The organism is Brevundimonas alba, assembly GCF_011927945.1.
Lineage (GTDB): Bacteria > Pseudomonadota > Alphaproteobacteria > Caulobacterales > Caulobacteraceae > Brevundimonas > Brevundimonas alba.
This window is the reverse complement of sequence record NZ_JAATJM010000002.1, coordinates 169,514-183,694: the sequence shown is the minus strand read 5'-3', so window position 1 is coordinate 183,694 and position 14,181 is coordinate 169,514. Positions and strand designations below refer to the sequence as shown.

14 protein-coding genes are annotated in these 14,181 nt (G+C 68.6%); 6 read left to right on the top strand and 8 right to left on the bottom strand.

All coding sequences use genetic code 11. The features are described 5' to 3' along the window. Positions 1-4: 4 nt before the first annotated feature. The 6 genes from GGQ87_RS11310 (at position 5) to rsmA (ending at position 8,011) form a co-directional block, all read left to right on the top strand. Positions 5-1,138 carry an LptF/LptG family permease gene (locus GGQ87_RS11310; protein ID WP_168047876.1) on the top strand — a complete coding sequence of 378 codons (1,134 nt, stop codon included), beginning with the start codon at positions 5-7 and terminating at the stop codon, positions 1,136-1,138. Further along, positions 1,135-2,253: an LPS export ABC transporter permease LptG gene (lptG, locus tag GGQ87_RS11305; protein ID WP_168047873.1), complete on the top strand. Its 1,119-nt coding sequence runs from the start codon at positions 1,135-1,137 to the stop codon at positions 2,251-2,253. The genes GGQ87_RS11310 and lptG overlap by 4 nt, the downstream gene beginning before the upstream one ends. A 48-nt stretch (positions 2,254-2,301) precedes the next feature. Then, positions 2,302-4,752, top strand: coding sequence for an LPS-assembly protein LptD (locus tag GGQ87_RS11300; protein ID WP_168047871.1), 2,451 nt, complete (start codon positions 2,302-2,304; stop codon positions 4,750-4,752). 98 nt (positions 4,753-4,850) lie between these two features. Further along, on the top strand, positions 4,851-6,191 hold the full coding sequence (locus GGQ87_RS11295) for a peptidylprolyl isomerase (RefSeq protein ID WP_209282545.1): 1,341 nt from the start codon (positions 4,851-4,853) through the stop codon (positions 6,189-6,191). Then, positions 6,188-7,192, top strand: a complete 1,005-nt coding sequence (gene pdxA / locus GGQ87_RS11290) for a 4-hydroxythreonine-4-phosphate dehydrogenase PdxA (RefSeq protein ID WP_168047869.1) — start codon at positions 6,188-6,190, stop codon at positions 7,190-7,192. The genes GGQ87_RS11295 and pdxA overlap by 4 nt, the downstream gene beginning before the upstream one ends. A gap of 9 nt (positions 7,193-7,201) precedes the next feature. Beyond that, positions 7,202-8,011 carry a 16S rRNA (adenine(1518)-N(6)/adenine(1519)-N(6))-dimethyltransferase RsmA gene (gene rsmA / locus GGQ87_RS11285; protein WP_168047867.1) on the top strand — a complete coding sequence of 270 codons (810 nt, stop codon included), beginning with the start codon at positions 7,202-7,204 and terminating at the stop codon, positions 8,009-8,011. Here rsmA and GGQ87_RS11280 read toward each other — a convergent pair. The 8 genes from GGQ87_RS11280 to fabG form a co-directional block, all read right to left on the bottom strand. Beyond that, complete coding sequence (locus GGQ87_RS11280) at positions 8,008-8,442, bottom strand: BLUF domain-containing protein (protein ID WP_168047865.1); 435 nt, start codon at positions 8,440-8,442, stop codon at positions 8,008-8,010. The two genes, rsmA and GGQ87_RS11280, sit on opposite strands and share 4 nt — an antisense overlap. Before the next feature lie 287 nt (positions 8,443-8,729). Beyond that, on the bottom strand, positions 8,730-9,371 hold the full coding sequence (gene gmk, locus GGQ87_RS11275) for a guanylate kinase (protein WP_168047863.1): 642 nt from the start codon (positions 9,369-9,371) through the stop codon (positions 8,730-8,732). Next, positions 9,361-10,245 (bottom strand): YicC/YloC family endoribonuclease, encoded by an 885-nt coding sequence (locus GGQ87_RS11270; RefSeq protein ID WP_168047861.1) that lies wholly within the window; start codon positions 10,243-10,245, stop codon positions 9,361-9,363. Before GGQ87_RS11270 ends, gmk begins: the two co-directional genes overlap by 11 nt. Beyond that, positions 10,242-11,411: an endolytic transglycosylase MltG gene (mltG, locus tag GGQ87_RS11265; RefSeq protein WP_168047859.1), complete on the bottom strand. Its 1,170-nt coding sequence runs from the start codon at positions 11,409-11,411 to the stop codon at positions 10,242-10,244. The genes GGQ87_RS11270 and mltG overlap by 4 nt, the downstream gene beginning before the upstream one ends. Continuing rightward, positions 11,411-12,691 carry a beta-ketoacyl-ACP synthase II gene (gene fabF / locus GGQ87_RS11260; protein WP_168047857.1) on the bottom strand — a complete coding sequence of 427 codons (1,281 nt, stop codon included), beginning with the start codon at positions 12,689-12,691 and terminating at the stop codon, positions 11,411-11,413. The genes mltG and fabF overlap by 1 nt, the downstream gene beginning before the upstream one ends. Before the next feature lie 107 nt (positions 12,692-12,798). Beyond that, positions 12,799-13,038, bottom strand: a complete 240-nt coding sequence (locus tag GGQ87_RS11255; RefSeq protein ID WP_055830235.1) for an acyl carrier protein — start codon at positions 13,036-13,038, stop codon at positions 12,799-12,801. Between the two features lie 149 nt (positions 13,039-13,187). Beyond that, positions 13,188-13,388, bottom strand: a complete 201-nt coding sequence (locus tag GGQ87_RS11250) for a hypothetical protein (protein WP_168047855.1) — start codon at positions 13,386-13,388, stop codon at positions 13,188-13,190. Continuing rightward, positions 13,388-14,128 (bottom strand): 3-oxoacyl-[acyl-carrier-protein] reductase, encoded by a 741-nt coding sequence (gene fabG, locus GGQ87_RS11245; protein WP_168047853.1) that lies wholly within the window; start codon positions 14,126-14,128, stop codon positions 13,388-13,390. The genes GGQ87_RS11250 and fabG overlap by 1 nt, the downstream gene beginning before the upstream one ends. Positions 14,129-14,181: the final 53 nt, after the last annotated feature.

The window sequence follows — 14,181 nt, the reverse complement described above, 5'->3', positions numbered from 1 at the left end:
GTTTATGACGCTGATTCAAGGTTATCTTTTCCGCCAGATCGCCCGCCCGGTCATCGGAGCGTGCGCCGCGCTGGCCGGAATCGGCATCCTGAGCCAGAGCCTCGATCAACTCGAGCTTATCGTGGAGCGGGGGCAGAGCGTCTGGGTCATGATCAAGCTGACCCTGCTGGCCGTTCCGCAACTTCTGGCGGTGATCGTTCCGATCGGTCTGTTCGTCGGCGCGCTGGTCGCCCTGACCCGGCTGCAGAGGGAACAGGAGCTGACCGCGGTGTTCGCCGCCGGCGTGACCCGCTGGTCCGCGATTCGACCCGCGGTGCGGATCGCGGCGATCGCGGCGGTGCTGACACTGATCATCACGACGGTCCTGCAGCCGTGGGCGCAGCGGCAGGCGCGGGCCGAGGCCTTCGCCGTGCGCACCGATCTGGCCGCCCTGCTAGTCGAGGAAGGCCGCTTCGTGCAGGGGCCCGAGGGCCTGACGGTCTATGTGCAGCAGATCGAGCAGAACGGGCTGCTGAAGAACATCTTCATCTACCAGGCCGAGGGCGACCGGGTGACGACCTGGGACGCCGCCGAGGCGCGATTCTCGCGCATCGACGGCGAGCCGATCCTGACCCTGATCGACGGGTCGTGGCAGCGATACTCCAAGCGGGGCGTGCTGGAGCATCTGTCGTTCGGTCGGCAGGACGTCCCGCTCGGCCAGTATTCCGACGTGACCGACACCATCCGCTACAAGCCGTCCGACCTGTATCTGACGCAGCTGCTCAACCCGTCGCCGCAGGAACTGGACAAGGTGGGTTCGGCGGGGGAACTGGCGGCGGAGGCGCATTCGCGGCTGTCGGCGCCGCTCTACGCCCTGCTGGCCATGGCGATGGCGCTGTCGGCCATTCTCGGGGGCCAGTTCAGCCGGACCGGCTACAGCCTGCGCATCGCCCGGGTCGCCGGGGCCTTTCTGATCATCCGCATCGTCGGCTACGGCGTGGTGGCGGCCAGCGCGTGGAACGGCTGGCTGAATGTCTTCCAGTACCTGCTGCCCATCGCGGCGACCGTGATCGCGCTGCGCCTGCTGTTCCGGGCCCTGAAGCCGCGCCGTCGCCGCAGCTGGCCCGTGGTCGAGCGGCTGAAAGCGAGGTTCGCATGAGCGCCTCGAGGCTCCGCGCGTCCTGGTTCCGGCTGGGGCGGATCGAACGCTATGTGCTGGTTCAGCAGGCCCGTTCTCTGGCGGTCGCGCTGGGCGTCATCTCGGCTCTGATCATGCTGATCGACTTCGTGGAGATCTCACGGGGCGTCGGCTCGGACGTCGACCTGTCGGGCGTGCGCATCCTCGGCCTGATGCTGCTGAAGTCGCCCCAGGTGATCATCCAACTGCTGCCGTTCGTCTTCCTGTTCGGCACCCTGGCGGCGTTCGTCGGTCTGAACCGGCGCAGCGAACTGATCGCCATGCGCGCGGCGGGACTCTCGGCGTGGCGGTTTGTGCTGCCTGCGGCTGGGGCGGCCTTCCTGTTCGGCATTGTCACCGTGGCCGCGCTCGGACCGCTGGCGGCCTCGGGGGACGGCTTGTTCCAGCGCGAGCGCACCCGGTTGTCGGGCGCGGCGAATGCGGCCGAAGCGGTGTGGATTCGCGAAGGGGACGACACGCGCCAGATGGTCATCCGGGCCGAGCGGCAGGACCGGACCAATGCGCGTCTGCTGGGCGTGACCTTCTTCATCTACGCCAACGACGGCGACGGCCACCGCACGTTCCGCGAACGGATCGACGCCGCCTCCGCGTCCCTGAGCGCCGGCCGCTGGCGGCTTGTGGACGCCGTCGGCGCCCAGATCGGGCAGCGGGCCGTGCGTTACGAGACGCTCGACCTGCTCTCCAGCCTCGCGGACGATGAGGCGTTCGAACGCTTTGCGCGGCCCCAATCGACCCCCTTCTGGTCGCTGCCGGGCCAGATCGCGCGCGTCGAGGCGGCGGGTTTCTCAAGCACGGCCTACCGGCTGAGGCTGCAACAACTGCTGGCGACGCCGTTGATGTTCGCCGCCATGTCGATCCTCGCCGCCGCCTTCTCCCTGCGCCTCATGCGTCTGGGCGATCTGGCGCGGATGAGTTTTGCGGCCGTGGTGCTGGGTTTCGGCTTCTTCTTCGTCAATCAGGCCGCGTCGGCCTTTGGTTCGGCGGAAGTCATTCCGCCATGGCTGGCGGCGTGGCTGCCGCCGGTGCTGACGGCGCTCGCCGCCTTCACCTTGCTGTTCTATACCGAAGACGGCTAAGCGAAGCCCCCGCCCGTCATCCCTCCGCCGTCCACCGAGTGAGCCTGAATGCCGCGTGACCGCCGCGTCGAAACGGGAGCCCTGCGCCTCCGGCTTCTGGCCGGCGCTGCCGCCGTGGCCCTTGTGTCATGGAGCGGCGCCGCGCTGGCGCAGGACACGCCGGCGGCCACGACGCCGCGAGCGCAGACGGGACCCGACGGCCTGCCGCCCGAAGCCGTCTATCTCGATGCGGGGACCGTATCGCGCGATGGCGACGTACTGACGGCGACAGGGGAGACCGAGCGGGTCCTCGCCCGGTTCCGCAACACCACCCTTCGGGCGGGACAGCTGACCTATGACCTGAACGCGGGCGTGGCGACGGCGGATGACCGGGTCGAGTTCGTCGATCCCGAGGGCAATGTCATCTTCGCCAGTCATCTGGAGCTGGATTCGGACCTGAAGGCGGGCGTCGCTGTCGATTTCGCGACGCGGTTCCGCAATGGCGCCCACCTGATGGCGGCGACGGCCGTGCGCCGCAGCGAGAACGTCAACGAGCTGAACTACGCGCTCTTCACGCCCTGCCCGATCTGCGACGCCGAGGGGAACCCCAAGGAACCCAGCATCTCGATCCAGGCCGAGAAGGTGGTTCAGGACGAAAGCTTGCGCGCGGTCCTGTACCGCAACGCCGTGTTCCGCGTTGGCGGGGTGCCGGTGTTCTACCTGCCCTATTTCGCCCACCCGGATCCGACGGTGGAGCGGGCCTCGGGCTTCCTGGTGCCGATCCCCAGCTATGACGAAGGCCGCGGGTTCAGCCTCGAGATTCCATACCTGCAGGTGATTTCACCGTCCGAGGACTGGCTGATCAGCCCGCAGATCAACAGCCGCATAGCGCCGCTGCTCAATCTTCAGTGGCGGCGGCGGTTCGAGAACGGTCTGGTCGTGCTGCGCGGCGGCTACACCTACGAGCGCAATTTCGGCGACTTCGATCTGGACGGCGACGGCGACGCCGAGAGCAACGTCAAATTCGGGGACCGGACCAGCCGCAGCTATTTCCTGGGCTACGGACGGTTCGATCCGGACGGACCGTGGCGGTGGGGCTTCACAGCGGAGCGGACCTCGGACAAGACGCTGTTCGACCGCTACGACGTCCGCGATCCCTATCAGGACAACGGCCTCTACTATGGCGATCAGCGTCGCCTGATCAGCCAGCTGTACGCCGAGCACCAGACCGACCGGTCCTACGTCTCGGTCGCCGCCTTCACCCTGCAGAGCCTGAGGGTTGCACAGTTCAACCCGGTCACGCCCGCGCTGAACGTGTTCGAGGACGACGGGACGCTGCCCGTCGTGGCTCCGCTGATCGAGGCGCGATGGGAGCCCGACGGTCCGGTGCTCGGCGGTCGCCTGCGGCTGCGCGGGTCGGCGGTTTCGCTCTATCGTGACGACTACGTCGGCAGTCCTGTGCTGCGGCCGGAAGTAGTCGCCCCGCTCGTCACGCCGGGTCTGCCCGGCGTCGACAGCCGCCGCGTGTCTGCGCAGGCAGACTGGCGCAAGACGATGATCTCGCCGATCGGCGTCCGTTGGGAGCCCTTCGTCGACCTGAGGGCCGATCTCTACTCCGTCGGCGACCTGCCCCCCGCGCTGGGCCTCGACGAGGAGGCGTTCGGCCGCGGCCGGGCGATCGCGGGCGTGGACGTGAGCTATCCGCTGATCCGCCGGTTCGGCGCGACGGACATGATCCTCGAGCCGATGGCGCAGCTGTCGATCTCGACCGATCCCGATCTGGACCCGCGCATTCCGATCGAGGACAGCCAGACGGTGGAGCTGGACGAGAGCTCGCTGTTCCGGGTCGACCGGTTCCCCGGTTACGACCTCTATGAAGGGGGGCTCCGCCTGACCACAGGCGTGCGCACCACGCTGCGCTGGGATGAGGGCCGGCAGGCCAGCCTGTTCATCGGGCGCAGCCTGCGCGCCGACGAGGAACCGGCCTTCCTCGTGTCCGTGCCGGACGCGCCGGCGCAGCTCTACGACCCGTCCGGACTGGCGTCCGACACGTCGGACTGGGTGGTGCAGGGTGATTTCTCGCCGTCGGACCGCATCCGCGGCTGGGGCCATGCGACGATCGATTCGGGCGGCAATGTCCGGCGGGCGGAGATTGCGGTCGACGGGCGCTGGGGACGGCGCAACCTGGCCACGGTCAGCTACATCCTCGACCGATCCAATCCGCTGGCCGGGCCGAACAACCGCAACTACGAGTTCCTGCAGCTGGCGGGACAACAGTTCGTCTATGGCAACTGGGGCATTGCCTTCTCCGGCATCGCCGATCTGGAGCGCACGCCGCGGCCCGGACAGCCCGATCCGGGCTACCTGGTGCAGTCGGAAGTCGGCCTGTTGTTCGACGACGATTGCTTCCGCTTCGAACTGGGGTGGCGCCGCGACAACACCAGCGTCAGACCGTCCGGACCCTCCGAGGGGCCGTATGTGCGCCTAACCCTCGCCACTTTCGGCGGTACAGGATATTGACGGGGCGACGGGCGCCGGCCGGCGTGCGATTTCGGTTGCGCGCAGGTCGCCAGAATCGGCTCGGACCAACCGGCGCCGCTTGAGGAACCAGGACTGACATGCGTTTTCAGCGTTATCTGACGGGCGTGGCGATCGCCGCTCTCGTGGCCGGGACGGCCATGGCCCAGACACCGCCGCAGCAACCGGCGGCGGCCGGCACGCTGAACCCGGCCGCTGGGCAGGCGCCGCCTGCGGCCGCCGCACCCACGCCGCAGTTCCAGATGGCGGACGGAGTCCTCGCCACCGTCAACGACAGCGTCATCACCGGCTTCGACCTGCGTCAGCGGATGCTGCTGCTGATCGCCATGACCCAGGTCCAGCCTACCGCCGAGAACATCCCGGCGATCCAGCAGGAAGCCCTGAACGCCCTGATCGACGAGCGTCTGCAGATCCAGGAACTGGCCAACTACGAGGACCTCAAGGTCTCCGATGAGGAAGTCGACCAAGAGCTGGCGCAGATGGCGCAGGAGGCCGGCGCGACGCCGCAGGCCTATCTGTCCTTCCTCGAAGCCGGCGGCATCCGCCCGCAGACACTTCGCGAACAGCTGCGTACGCAGATCGGCTGGCAGCAGTTGGTCGGCGGCCGCTTCCAGAGCCGGGCCCGGGTCAGCAAGGGCGCGGTCGACGCGGCCGTTCGGCAACTGTCCGAAGCCGCCTCGAAAAAGCAGTATCTGATCGGCGAAATCTACATCGAGGCCGCGCGGGTCGGTGGCCAGCAGGCGGCGATGAACGGCGCCAACCAGCTGGTCCAGCAGATGGTCCAGGGCGCGCCCTTCCAGGCCGTTGCCCAGCAGTTTTCGGCGGCGCCTTCGGCGACCCGCGGCGGCGACGCCGGCTGGGTGGTCGCGGGCAGCGTGAACCCCACCCTTCAAACCGCCATGGACCAACTGGACGTCGGTCAGCTTTCCCGGCCGATTCCGGTCGAGGGCGGCGTCTACATCATCTACATGCGCGACAAGCGTGACGGATCGGCGTCCAGCCTGGTCCAGCTGAAGCAGGTCATGATCGAGGCACCGGAAACCGCGAGCGAAGCCGAGATCGCGGCGGCGACGCAGCGGCTGGAGGCCCTGCGGCCGCAGCTGACCTGCGACAGCATGCTTCAGCGGGCGACGTCCGAGCAGGGTCTGCTCGGCGCCGACCTCGGCGAGGCTGATGTGCAGAACCTCGCCCCGCAGTTCCAGCAGGTAGCGCGTTCGGCCCCGGTCGGCAGCATCAGCACCCCCGTTCGCACCCCACTGGGCCTGCACCTGCTGGCCGTGTGCGGTCGCCGCGCCGGCGGCGTCGAGGCGCCGGATGTGCGTCAGGTCGAGAGCCAGCTGTTCCGCGCCAACCTCGCCACGCTGGCGCGCCGCTACATGCGCGATCTGCGTGAAGATGCGCTGATCGAGTTCAAGCAGTGACCGCGGGCCCGCCGCTGGCCCTGACCATGGGCGAGCCGGCGGGCGTTGGACCCGAGATCATCGCCCGCGCCTGGTCCGCGCTGAAGGACGGCGACGGCCCGGCCTTCGCTGTCGTCGGCGATGCGGCCCTGATGCGGGCGCAGGGTGTGCCCGTGCAGACACTGGCCGCGCCTGCCGACGCCACCGGGGTGTTCGGTCGCGCCGTACCGGTGCTGGACACCCCCCTGCCCGTCTCGGCACAGCCCGGACAGCCGAACCCCGCGAACGCCGGGACGGTGGCGGACTGGATCGAGCAGGCGGTCAATCTGGCGATGGCGGGCGACGTCGGCGGGGTCGTCACCGCGCCGATCGCCAAGGCGCCGCTCTATGCCGCCGGCTTCCGCTTTCCCGGACACACGGAGTTCATCGCCGAACTGACCGCCGATGCGCCGTTCGCCAGCACGCGGGGGCCCGTGATGATGCTGACGGCGAAGGACCTGCGCGCCTGTCTGGTGACCATCCACTCGCCGCTGGCCGAGGTGCCGGAGCTGGTCACCGGCGAGAGGGTGATGCGCACCGCCCGGGTCGTGCATGAGGCGATGCAGCGCGACTTCGGCATTGCCCGGCCGCGGCTGGCGCTGGCGGCGCTGAACCCCCACGCCGGCGAGAGCGGTGCCTTGGGGCTGGAGGAGATCGAGGTACTGATCCCGGCCGCGGCGGCGCTCCGCGGCGAAGGAATCGCAATCACCGACCCGCTGCCTGCCGACACCCTGTTCCACGACGAGGCGCGCGCCGGCTACGACGCCGTCTTGTGCCTGTATCACGACCAGGCGCTGATCCCGGTCAAGACGCTGGACTTCTGGGGCGGGGTAAACGCGACGCTGGGCCTGCCGGTTGTTCGCACCTCGCCGGACCATGGGACCGGGTTCGATATCGCCGGCAAGGGCGTGGCGCGGGCGGACAGCCTGATCGCGGCGATCCGGCTGGCGGGAGAGATGGCGGCGGCGCGCGCCGCACGCTAAGGCAGGCCGGTGACCGACCTTCCCTCCCTCCGCGAGAGCCTCGACGCCCACGGCCTGTCGGCGAAGAAGAGCTTCGGCCAGCATTTCCTGCTCGATCTGAACGTGACGCGGAAGATCGTGCGTCTGGCGGGGCCGTTCGACGGCCGCAGCGTCATCGAGGTCGGGCCAGGGCCCGGCGGTCTGACGCGGGCGCTGCTGGAGAGCGACGCCGGTCGGGTCGTGCTGGTCGAGAAGGACCCGAGATTTTTGCCGCTTCTGGCGGAGCTGGACGACGGCTCCGGACGGCTGGAAATCGTCGAGGGCGATGCGCTGAAGGTGCGCGAGGCCGAACTGGTGGAGGGTCCGGCGCATCTGGTGTCGAACCTGCCCTACAATGTCGGCACCGCCCTGCTGATCAAATGGCTGACGGGGCCGTGGCTGCCCTACGCCCTTACCCTGATGTTCCAGAAGGAAGTGGCCGAGCGCATCGTGGCCGCGCCGGGCGACGACGCCTATGGCCGTCTGGCGGTGATCGCCCAGGCGGTGTGCGAGGCCCGGCTGGTCATGCATCTGCCCGCCGCGGCCTTTACCCCGCCACCCAAGGTGGCGAGCGCGGTGGTGCATCTGGTTCCGAGAGCCGACCGGCCGGACCGCGAGACCCTGAAGCGGCTGGAGCGGGTGACAGCGGCGGCATTCGGCCAGAGGCGCAAAATGCTGCGCTCGAGCCTGAAGACGCTCGGCGGCGCGGCCCTGTGCGAGGCGGCGGGGATCGAGCCGGACGCCCGCGCGGAGGTGATCGACGGCGCCGGCTTCCTGCGGTTGGCTGCGGCGCTGACCTAGCTCGCCTCACCCTTCCCCGCCGCCACGAGGCGCAACAGGGCGTCGACGGCGGCTTCGGGCGAGGCGCGGCATTCGTCGATCAGGCGCTTCAACTGCGGCGTGACGTCCGGCGTGATCCGGGTCGAGATCATCGACCAGTCGGGGAAAAGACGCCCTGTCACGGTGCGGCGCGACAGGATTTCCAGATCGGTATGGCGCGTGTCGGCGACAAGGCGGCGGAGCAGGGCGTCGAGCGCCGCTTCAGTTCCCTCGACCACCTGCAGGAACCAGCCATCGTTGATCGCCAGGGCGCCGGTCAGGCCGTCGCGGACATTGTTGCGCTGGGAGACGCCGAGGATTTCGGAAATGGCCTGCAGGGAGGCTGTGTCGATGCAGGCGCGGCTGCAATAGACCAGCCGTTCGAGGGTCTGGCCCCGCTTCCGTCCGAACATCGCTTCCCTCCAGCCAGCACTCACGGAAAGTTGCGAGCGGCGCGGTTGGTTGCACCTGATGGCGCGCAGCAAAAAGGGCCGCCCCCGAGAGGAGCGGCCCTTCCATTGTCAGCCGGCGTGCGGCTACGTCTTCAGGCGACAGTCCCCGCCAGAGGGGAGGCCGGGCTCATCCGACGGGCCGCGCGCGGCGTGAGACAATGAGACATTCGACCACCTCCTTTCGTTGTTGAAACAGTGCGTTGGAGATAGGGGCGGAGATGCGGGGTTCAAGACCCGGCGCTGAAATCTCAGACGGCCTCATTGAGCAGGGCGTTCTTGTAGGCGTCGACCCAGACGTTGCGGAACCGCTTGGACCGCTCGGCGTGGTAGATGTGCGCCAGCTCGGCGTAGGAACGGTCGAAGTCGTCGTTGACGAAGACGTAGTCGAACTCGCCGCAGTGCTCGATCTCGCCCTTGGCGTTGGCGATGCGGCGCTCGATCACGTCCTCGGCGTCCTGCGAACGGGTCACCAGACGGCGGCGCAGCTCTTCGAGGCTGGGGGGCAGGATGAAGACGCGGACGGCGTCGTCGGGGCATTTGGCCGCGATGTCGCGGGCGCCCTGCCAGTCGATGTCGAACAGCACGTCGCGCCCCTCCGCGAGGGCGCGGTCGATGGGGGCGCGGGGGCTGCCGTAGCGGCTGCCGTGGACGTCCGCCCATTCGAGGAAGCCGTCGGCGTCGATCATCCGCTGGAACTCGGCGTCGTCGACGAAGTGATAGTCGCGGTCGGCGACCTCGCCGGGACGGATGCCGCGCGTGGTCATGGAGACGGACAGTTCGAGCCCGCCATGGTCGGCCATGAGGCGGCGGCACAGGCTGGTTTTCCCGGCCCCGGAGGGACTGGCGACGATCAGGAGGACGCCGCGACGGGGCGTACGTTCATTCGACATTCTGGACCTGTTCGCGCAGCTGCTCGATGACGGCTTTCAGCTCGAGGCCGATTCCGGTGAGCGCCGTCGTAGCCGATTTCGAGCAGAGGGTGTTCGCCTCCCTCATGAATTCCTGCATCAGAAAGTCGAGTTTCCGGCCGGCGGGGGGTTGCTGCAACAGGGTCCGGGCCGAGGCGACGTGGGCCGTCAGCCGGTCTAGTTCCTCGCGGACGTCGGCCTTGGTCGCGAGGGCCGCGGCCTCGAGGAAAATCCGGTCCTGCAGGCCGGGCGCGTCCGGCGCCAGCTCGCTCATGCGGCGGGTGAAACGGTCTCGAATGGCGTCGGTCTGGGCGGCGGCCTCGGTCTCTGCGGAGGCGATGAGGGCCTCGATGCGGTCGATGAAGTCGGTGACGACCGGCAGGAGTTGCGACCCCTCCCGGTCGCGGGAGACCTTCAGAGCCTCGAGAGCGGCCTCGATGGAGGCGGCCATGGCGGTTTCGACCGTGGCGCGGGCGTCGGCGTCTTCCTCCTCCTCGGGCGCTTCGAGCACGCCGCGCAGGCCCAGCAGGCCGTCGGCCGAGGGCGGAGTGGCCCCTTCTTCCGCCAGCTGATTGGCGAGGGTCAGGTAGCGGGCGAGAATGTCTTCGTTGACCTTGAGCGCGGCGGCGCCCGGTTCGGCCCGCTTGGCCTGGACGCCGAGGGTGACCTGACCGCGATTGAACAGCTTCTGGGCCGAGGTCTTGGCGGCGCGTTCCAGGCTGTCGAAGCCGGGCGGGCCGCGGAAGCGGACCTCGAGGTTGCGGCCGTTGACCGAGCGGGCCTCCACCGACCAGGTCCAGCCGCCCTCCGCACCTTCGGCGCGGCCGAAGCCGGTCATGCCCGATATGGAGCTCATTGGGCGGGCGCCGTCTGCGGGATGGTGATCACCCGCGCGCCTTGAGGCACGACAACACCGGGTGGAACCGTCGCCGCCGTGGGCTCGGCGGGCGCGGCAATGGGCGCGGGCGCGACCGGCGTGGGCGGCAGGCCAGCCTTGCGGCGCTCGACCTCGCGCCAGCGGGCGACGTTGGCGAGGTGCTGTTCATAGCTGCTGGCGAAGACGTGACCGCCCGTGCCGTCGGCGACGAAGAACAGCTCGTTCGACGGCGGCGGATTGAGGACGGCGGCGATGGCGTCGCGTCCCGGGTTGGCGATCGGCGTCGGGGGTAGGCCGTCGATCTGGTAAGTGTTCCAAGCGTTCGGTTGGTCGATCTCGGAACGGCGCAGACCCCGGCGCAGAGGCCGCCCCTTGGTGACGCCGTATTCGATGGTCGGATCGCTTTCCAGCCGCATGCCGATGCGCAGGCGGTTCGAGAACACGGCGGCGACACGCGGACGCTCCGATGCGACCCCGGTTTCCTTCTCCACGATCGAAGCCAGGATGACGGCCTCTTCAGGCGATCGGGCGACCGTCCGCGGCGAGCGCGCGGACCAGAGGCGGGCAAGATTGTCCGTCTGGGCCGTGGTCATGCGGGCGATGATCGAGGCCCGGGTATCGCCGCGGCCGATCTCATAGGTGTCGGGCCAGAGCGAGCCCTCCTCCGGTATGTCGGTGATTTCGCCGGTCAGGAGGGGCTGGTTGTTGAGGATGTCGACCGCCTGGGCCGAGGACCAGCCCTCCGGCAGGGTGACGTAGTGGCGGACCACCTTGCCCTCGACCAGCAGCACGAGGACGGACCGCAACGAGGCCTTGGCGGGCACCTCATATTCGCCGGCGCGCAGTTTGCGGTCGGCGCCGGTCAGGGTGGCGGCGGCCTTGAACATATCGGTCGAGCGGATGACCCCCGCCGCCTTCAGATTGGCGGCAATGGCGCTGACGCCGGCGCCGCTGGGCAGGGTCACGATGGTCGAATCGCCCTGTCTCGCGGCCGGGCCGGGTGCGTAGAAGACGCTCCAGGCGGCGATGATGGCGACGATCAGGAAGACGCTGAAGGTCGCCGACGCGGCCAGAAGCGCGGTCGGTCCCCCGGATCTGCTGTGGCCGGACTTCGGAGCCCCCGCTCCCCGAGAACGACCGAACATCAGCCTACCTTTTTGAAGATGACGCTGGCGTTGGTGCCGCCGAAGCCGAAGCTGTTGGACATGGCGACGTCGATCTTCATCGGCTGCCCCTTGTCCTTGACCATGTTCAGCGCCGTCTCACGCTCGGGATCGTCCAGGTTGATGGTCGGCGGCGCGATCTGGTCGCGGATCGCGAGGATGCAGTAGATCGCCTCGATCGCCCCGGCGGCGCCCAGCAAGTGGCCGGTCATGGATTTGGTCGAGGACAGGGCCACGTTGGGCGCGTGGTCCGCCATCAGCCGCTCGATGGCCCCGGCCTCGATCCAGTCGGCCATGGTCGAGGTGCCGTGGGCATTGACGTAGTCGATGTCGGAAACCTCGATGCCGGCCCGCTTAACCGCCATTTGCATGGCCCGGTAGCCCCCGTCGCCGTCCTCGGCCGGGGCCGTGATGTGGTAGGCGTCGCCGCTGAGGCCATAGCCCACGACCTCGGCATAGATGGTCGCGCCGCGGGCCCTGGCGTGCTCGTACTCTTCCAGCACCACGATGCCGGCGCCCTCGCCCATGACGAAGCCCGAGTGGTCCTTGTCCCATGGCCGCGAGGCCTTTTCGGGCGTGTCGTTATAGGCGGTGCAGAGGGCCTTGCAGGCGAGAAAGCCGGCGATGCCGATCGGCACGATGGAGCTTTCCGCCCCGCCCGCGACCATGACGTCCGCGTCGTCCAGGGCGATCATCCGGGCCGCGTCGCCGATGGCGTGGGCCCCGGTGGCGCAGGCGGTGACCACCGAATGGTTCGGACCCTTGAGCCCGTGGCGGATCGAGATCTGGCCGCTGGTCAGGTTGATCAGGGCCGAAGGGATGAAGAAGGGGCTGACCCGGCGCGGGCCCTGCTCCTTCAGGATGATGGCGGTGTCGGCGATGGGGCCGAGGCCGCCGATGCCGGAGCCGACCATCACGCCCGTGCGCTCGCGCTGCTCCTCGGTCTCCGGCTTCCAGCCCGCATCGGCGAGCGCCTCGTCCGCGGCGGCGATGGCGTAGACGATGAAGTCGTCGACCCGCTTGCGGTCCTTGGGCGACATGACCTTCTCGTGGTCGAAGACCCCGTGCTGGCCGGGGGCGCCGCCGCCACGGCCGTCGACGGACGGAATCTCGCCTGCGATGGTGCAGGCATAGCCTTCGGTGTCGAAGCAGGTGATCGGTCCGATTCCGGACCGGCCCTCGACGATGCCCTTCCAGTTGTGCTCGACGCCCCAGCCAAGGGGAGTCAGAAGGCCGAGGCCCGTGACGACAACGCGGCGCATGCCCGCTCCTTCACTCAGAATCTTGACCTTAAACAGTAATGGCCGCCGGGCGGTCCCGCTAGGGGAACGCCACGGCGGCCATCAAAGCCGTATCGATCTGGCGGCGATCAGCCGGCCAGTTTCTCGTCGATGAACTTCACGGCGTCGCCGACCGTCTGGATGTGCTCGGCGGCGTCGTCCGGGATCTCGATGTCGAATTCTTCCTCGAAGGCCATGACCAGTTCGACGTTGTCGAGCGAGTCGGCGCCCAGATCGTCGATGAAGCTGGCCTTTTCAACGACCTTTTCCGGATCGGCGTCCAGGTGGTCGATGACGATCTTGCGGACGCGTTCCAGGGTGTCGGACATGTGTGTCTCTGCTCGTTGGGCCGCCGGAGCGGCTGTTGTCTCAGTCCATGCCGTATGACGACGGCGACGGCTGCGCAAGCCTTCAACGAAGACTCAGGCGAACCGGTTGCCTCGGCTTTAGCACAGGCGGGGCGACGGAAAATAGCCCGTTACCGGGTTTGAGCGCCCCGGTTGAGCCACCAGACAAGCCCCGCGCCCGCCACAGCCAGCGGCGCTCCATAGACCGCCCAGATGATCTGACCGGTCATGAAGCTGCCGGGCAGGATGTTGAGCCCCTGCAGCACCCAGATGATCCCGACCAGCAGCATCGGGCCGCTCAGGATGGTGGCGAGGATGCGCAGGACCTTCATCAGATCATCGCCATGCCGCCGTTCACGTGCAGGGTCTGCCCCGTGACATAGGCGGCCTCGTCGGAGGAGAGATAGACGGCGGCGGCGGCGATCTCGTCGCCGGTTCCGAGGCGGCCCGCCGGGATGTTCTTGAGGATGGTCTCGCGCTGCTGGTCGTTGAGCACGTCGGTCATCGGCGAGGCGATGAAGCCGGGGGCGATGCAGTTCACGGTGATGCCGCGCGAGCCGACCTCCTGCGCCAGCGACTTGGAAAACCCGATCATGCCGGCCTTGGAGGCAGCGTAGTTGGTCTGGCCGGGGTTGCCCGTCACGCCCACCACCGAAGTGACGCCGATGATGCGGCCCGAGCGGCGCCTCATCATCCCCTTCATGGCCGCGCGCGACAGGCGGAAATAGCTCTCGAGATTGACCTTGATGACGTCGGAGAAGTCCTCGTCCTTCATCCGCATCAGCAGGCCGTCCTTGGTGATGCCGGCATTGGCGACGAGGATGTCCAGCGGGGCGCCGGCGGCCTCTTCGGCGCGGGCGATCAGGCCGTCGACGGATTCGGCGTCGGACAGGTTGGCGGCGGCGGCGAAGGCGCGGTCGCCCAGCTCTTTCGCCAGATCCTGAAGCACGGCCTCCCGGGTGCCCGAGAGCACCACCGCCGCGCCCTGCGCGTGAAGGGCGCGGGCGACAGCGCCGCCGATGCCGCCCGTCGCGCCCGTGACCAGCGCCGTCTTGCCTGAGAGGTTGAACATATCGGTAGCTCCGCCATTGTCTTCGATGCGGTCCTATCCGAGCCCGCGTCGCA

Excerpts from the sequence above, each read along its gene's own strand:
- lptG (WP_168047873.1), top strand. The coding sequence starts at position 1,135 with ATGAGCGCCTCGAGGCTCCGCGCGTCCTGGTTCCGGCTGGGGCGGATC.
- GGQ87_RS11295 (WP_209282545.1), top strand. The coding sequence starts at position 4,851 with ATGCGTTTTCAGCGTTATCTGACGGGCGTGGCGATCGCCGCTCTCGTG.
- GGQ87_RS11270 (WP_168047861.1), bottom strand. The coding sequence starts at position 10,245 with ATGAGCTCCATATCGGGCATGACCGGCTTCGGCCGCGCCGAAGGTGCG.
- GGQ87_RS11250 (WP_168047855.1), bottom strand. The coding sequence starts at position 13,388 with ATGAAGGTCCTGCGCATCCTCGCCACCATCCTGAGCGGCCCGATGCTG.
- fabF (WP_168047857.1), bottom strand. The coding sequence starts at position 12,691 with ATGCGCCGCGTTGTCGTCACGGGCCTCGGCCTTCTGACTCCCCTTGGC.
- gmk (WP_168047863.1), bottom strand. The coding sequence starts at position 9,371 with ATGTCGAATGAACGTACGCCCCGTCGCGGCGTCCTCCTGATCGTCGCC.
- GGQ87_RS11255 (WP_055830235.1), bottom strand. The coding sequence starts at position 13,038 with ATGTCCGACACCCTGGAACGCGTCCGCAAGATCGTCATCGACCACCTG.
- GGQ87_RS11310 (WP_168047876.1), top strand. The coding sequence starts at position 5 with ATGACGCTGATTCAAGGTTATCTTTTCCGCCAGATCGCCCGCCCGGTC.
- GGQ87_RS11300 (WP_168047871.1), top strand. The coding sequence starts at position 2,302 with ATGCCGCGTGACCGCCGCGTCGAAACGGGAGCCCTGCGCCTCCGGCTT.
- GGQ87_RS11280 (WP_168047865.1), bottom strand. The coding sequence starts at position 8,442 with ATGTTCGGACGGAAGCGGGGCCAGACCCTCGAACGGCTGGTCTATTGC.
- mltG (WP_168047859.1), bottom strand. The coding sequence starts at position 11,411 with ATGTTCGGTCGTTCTCGGGGAGCGGGGGCTCCGAAGTCCGGCCACAGC.
- fabG (WP_168047853.1), bottom strand. The coding sequence starts at position 14,128 with ATGTTCAACCTCTCAGGCAAGACGGCGCTGGTCACGGGCGCGACGGGC.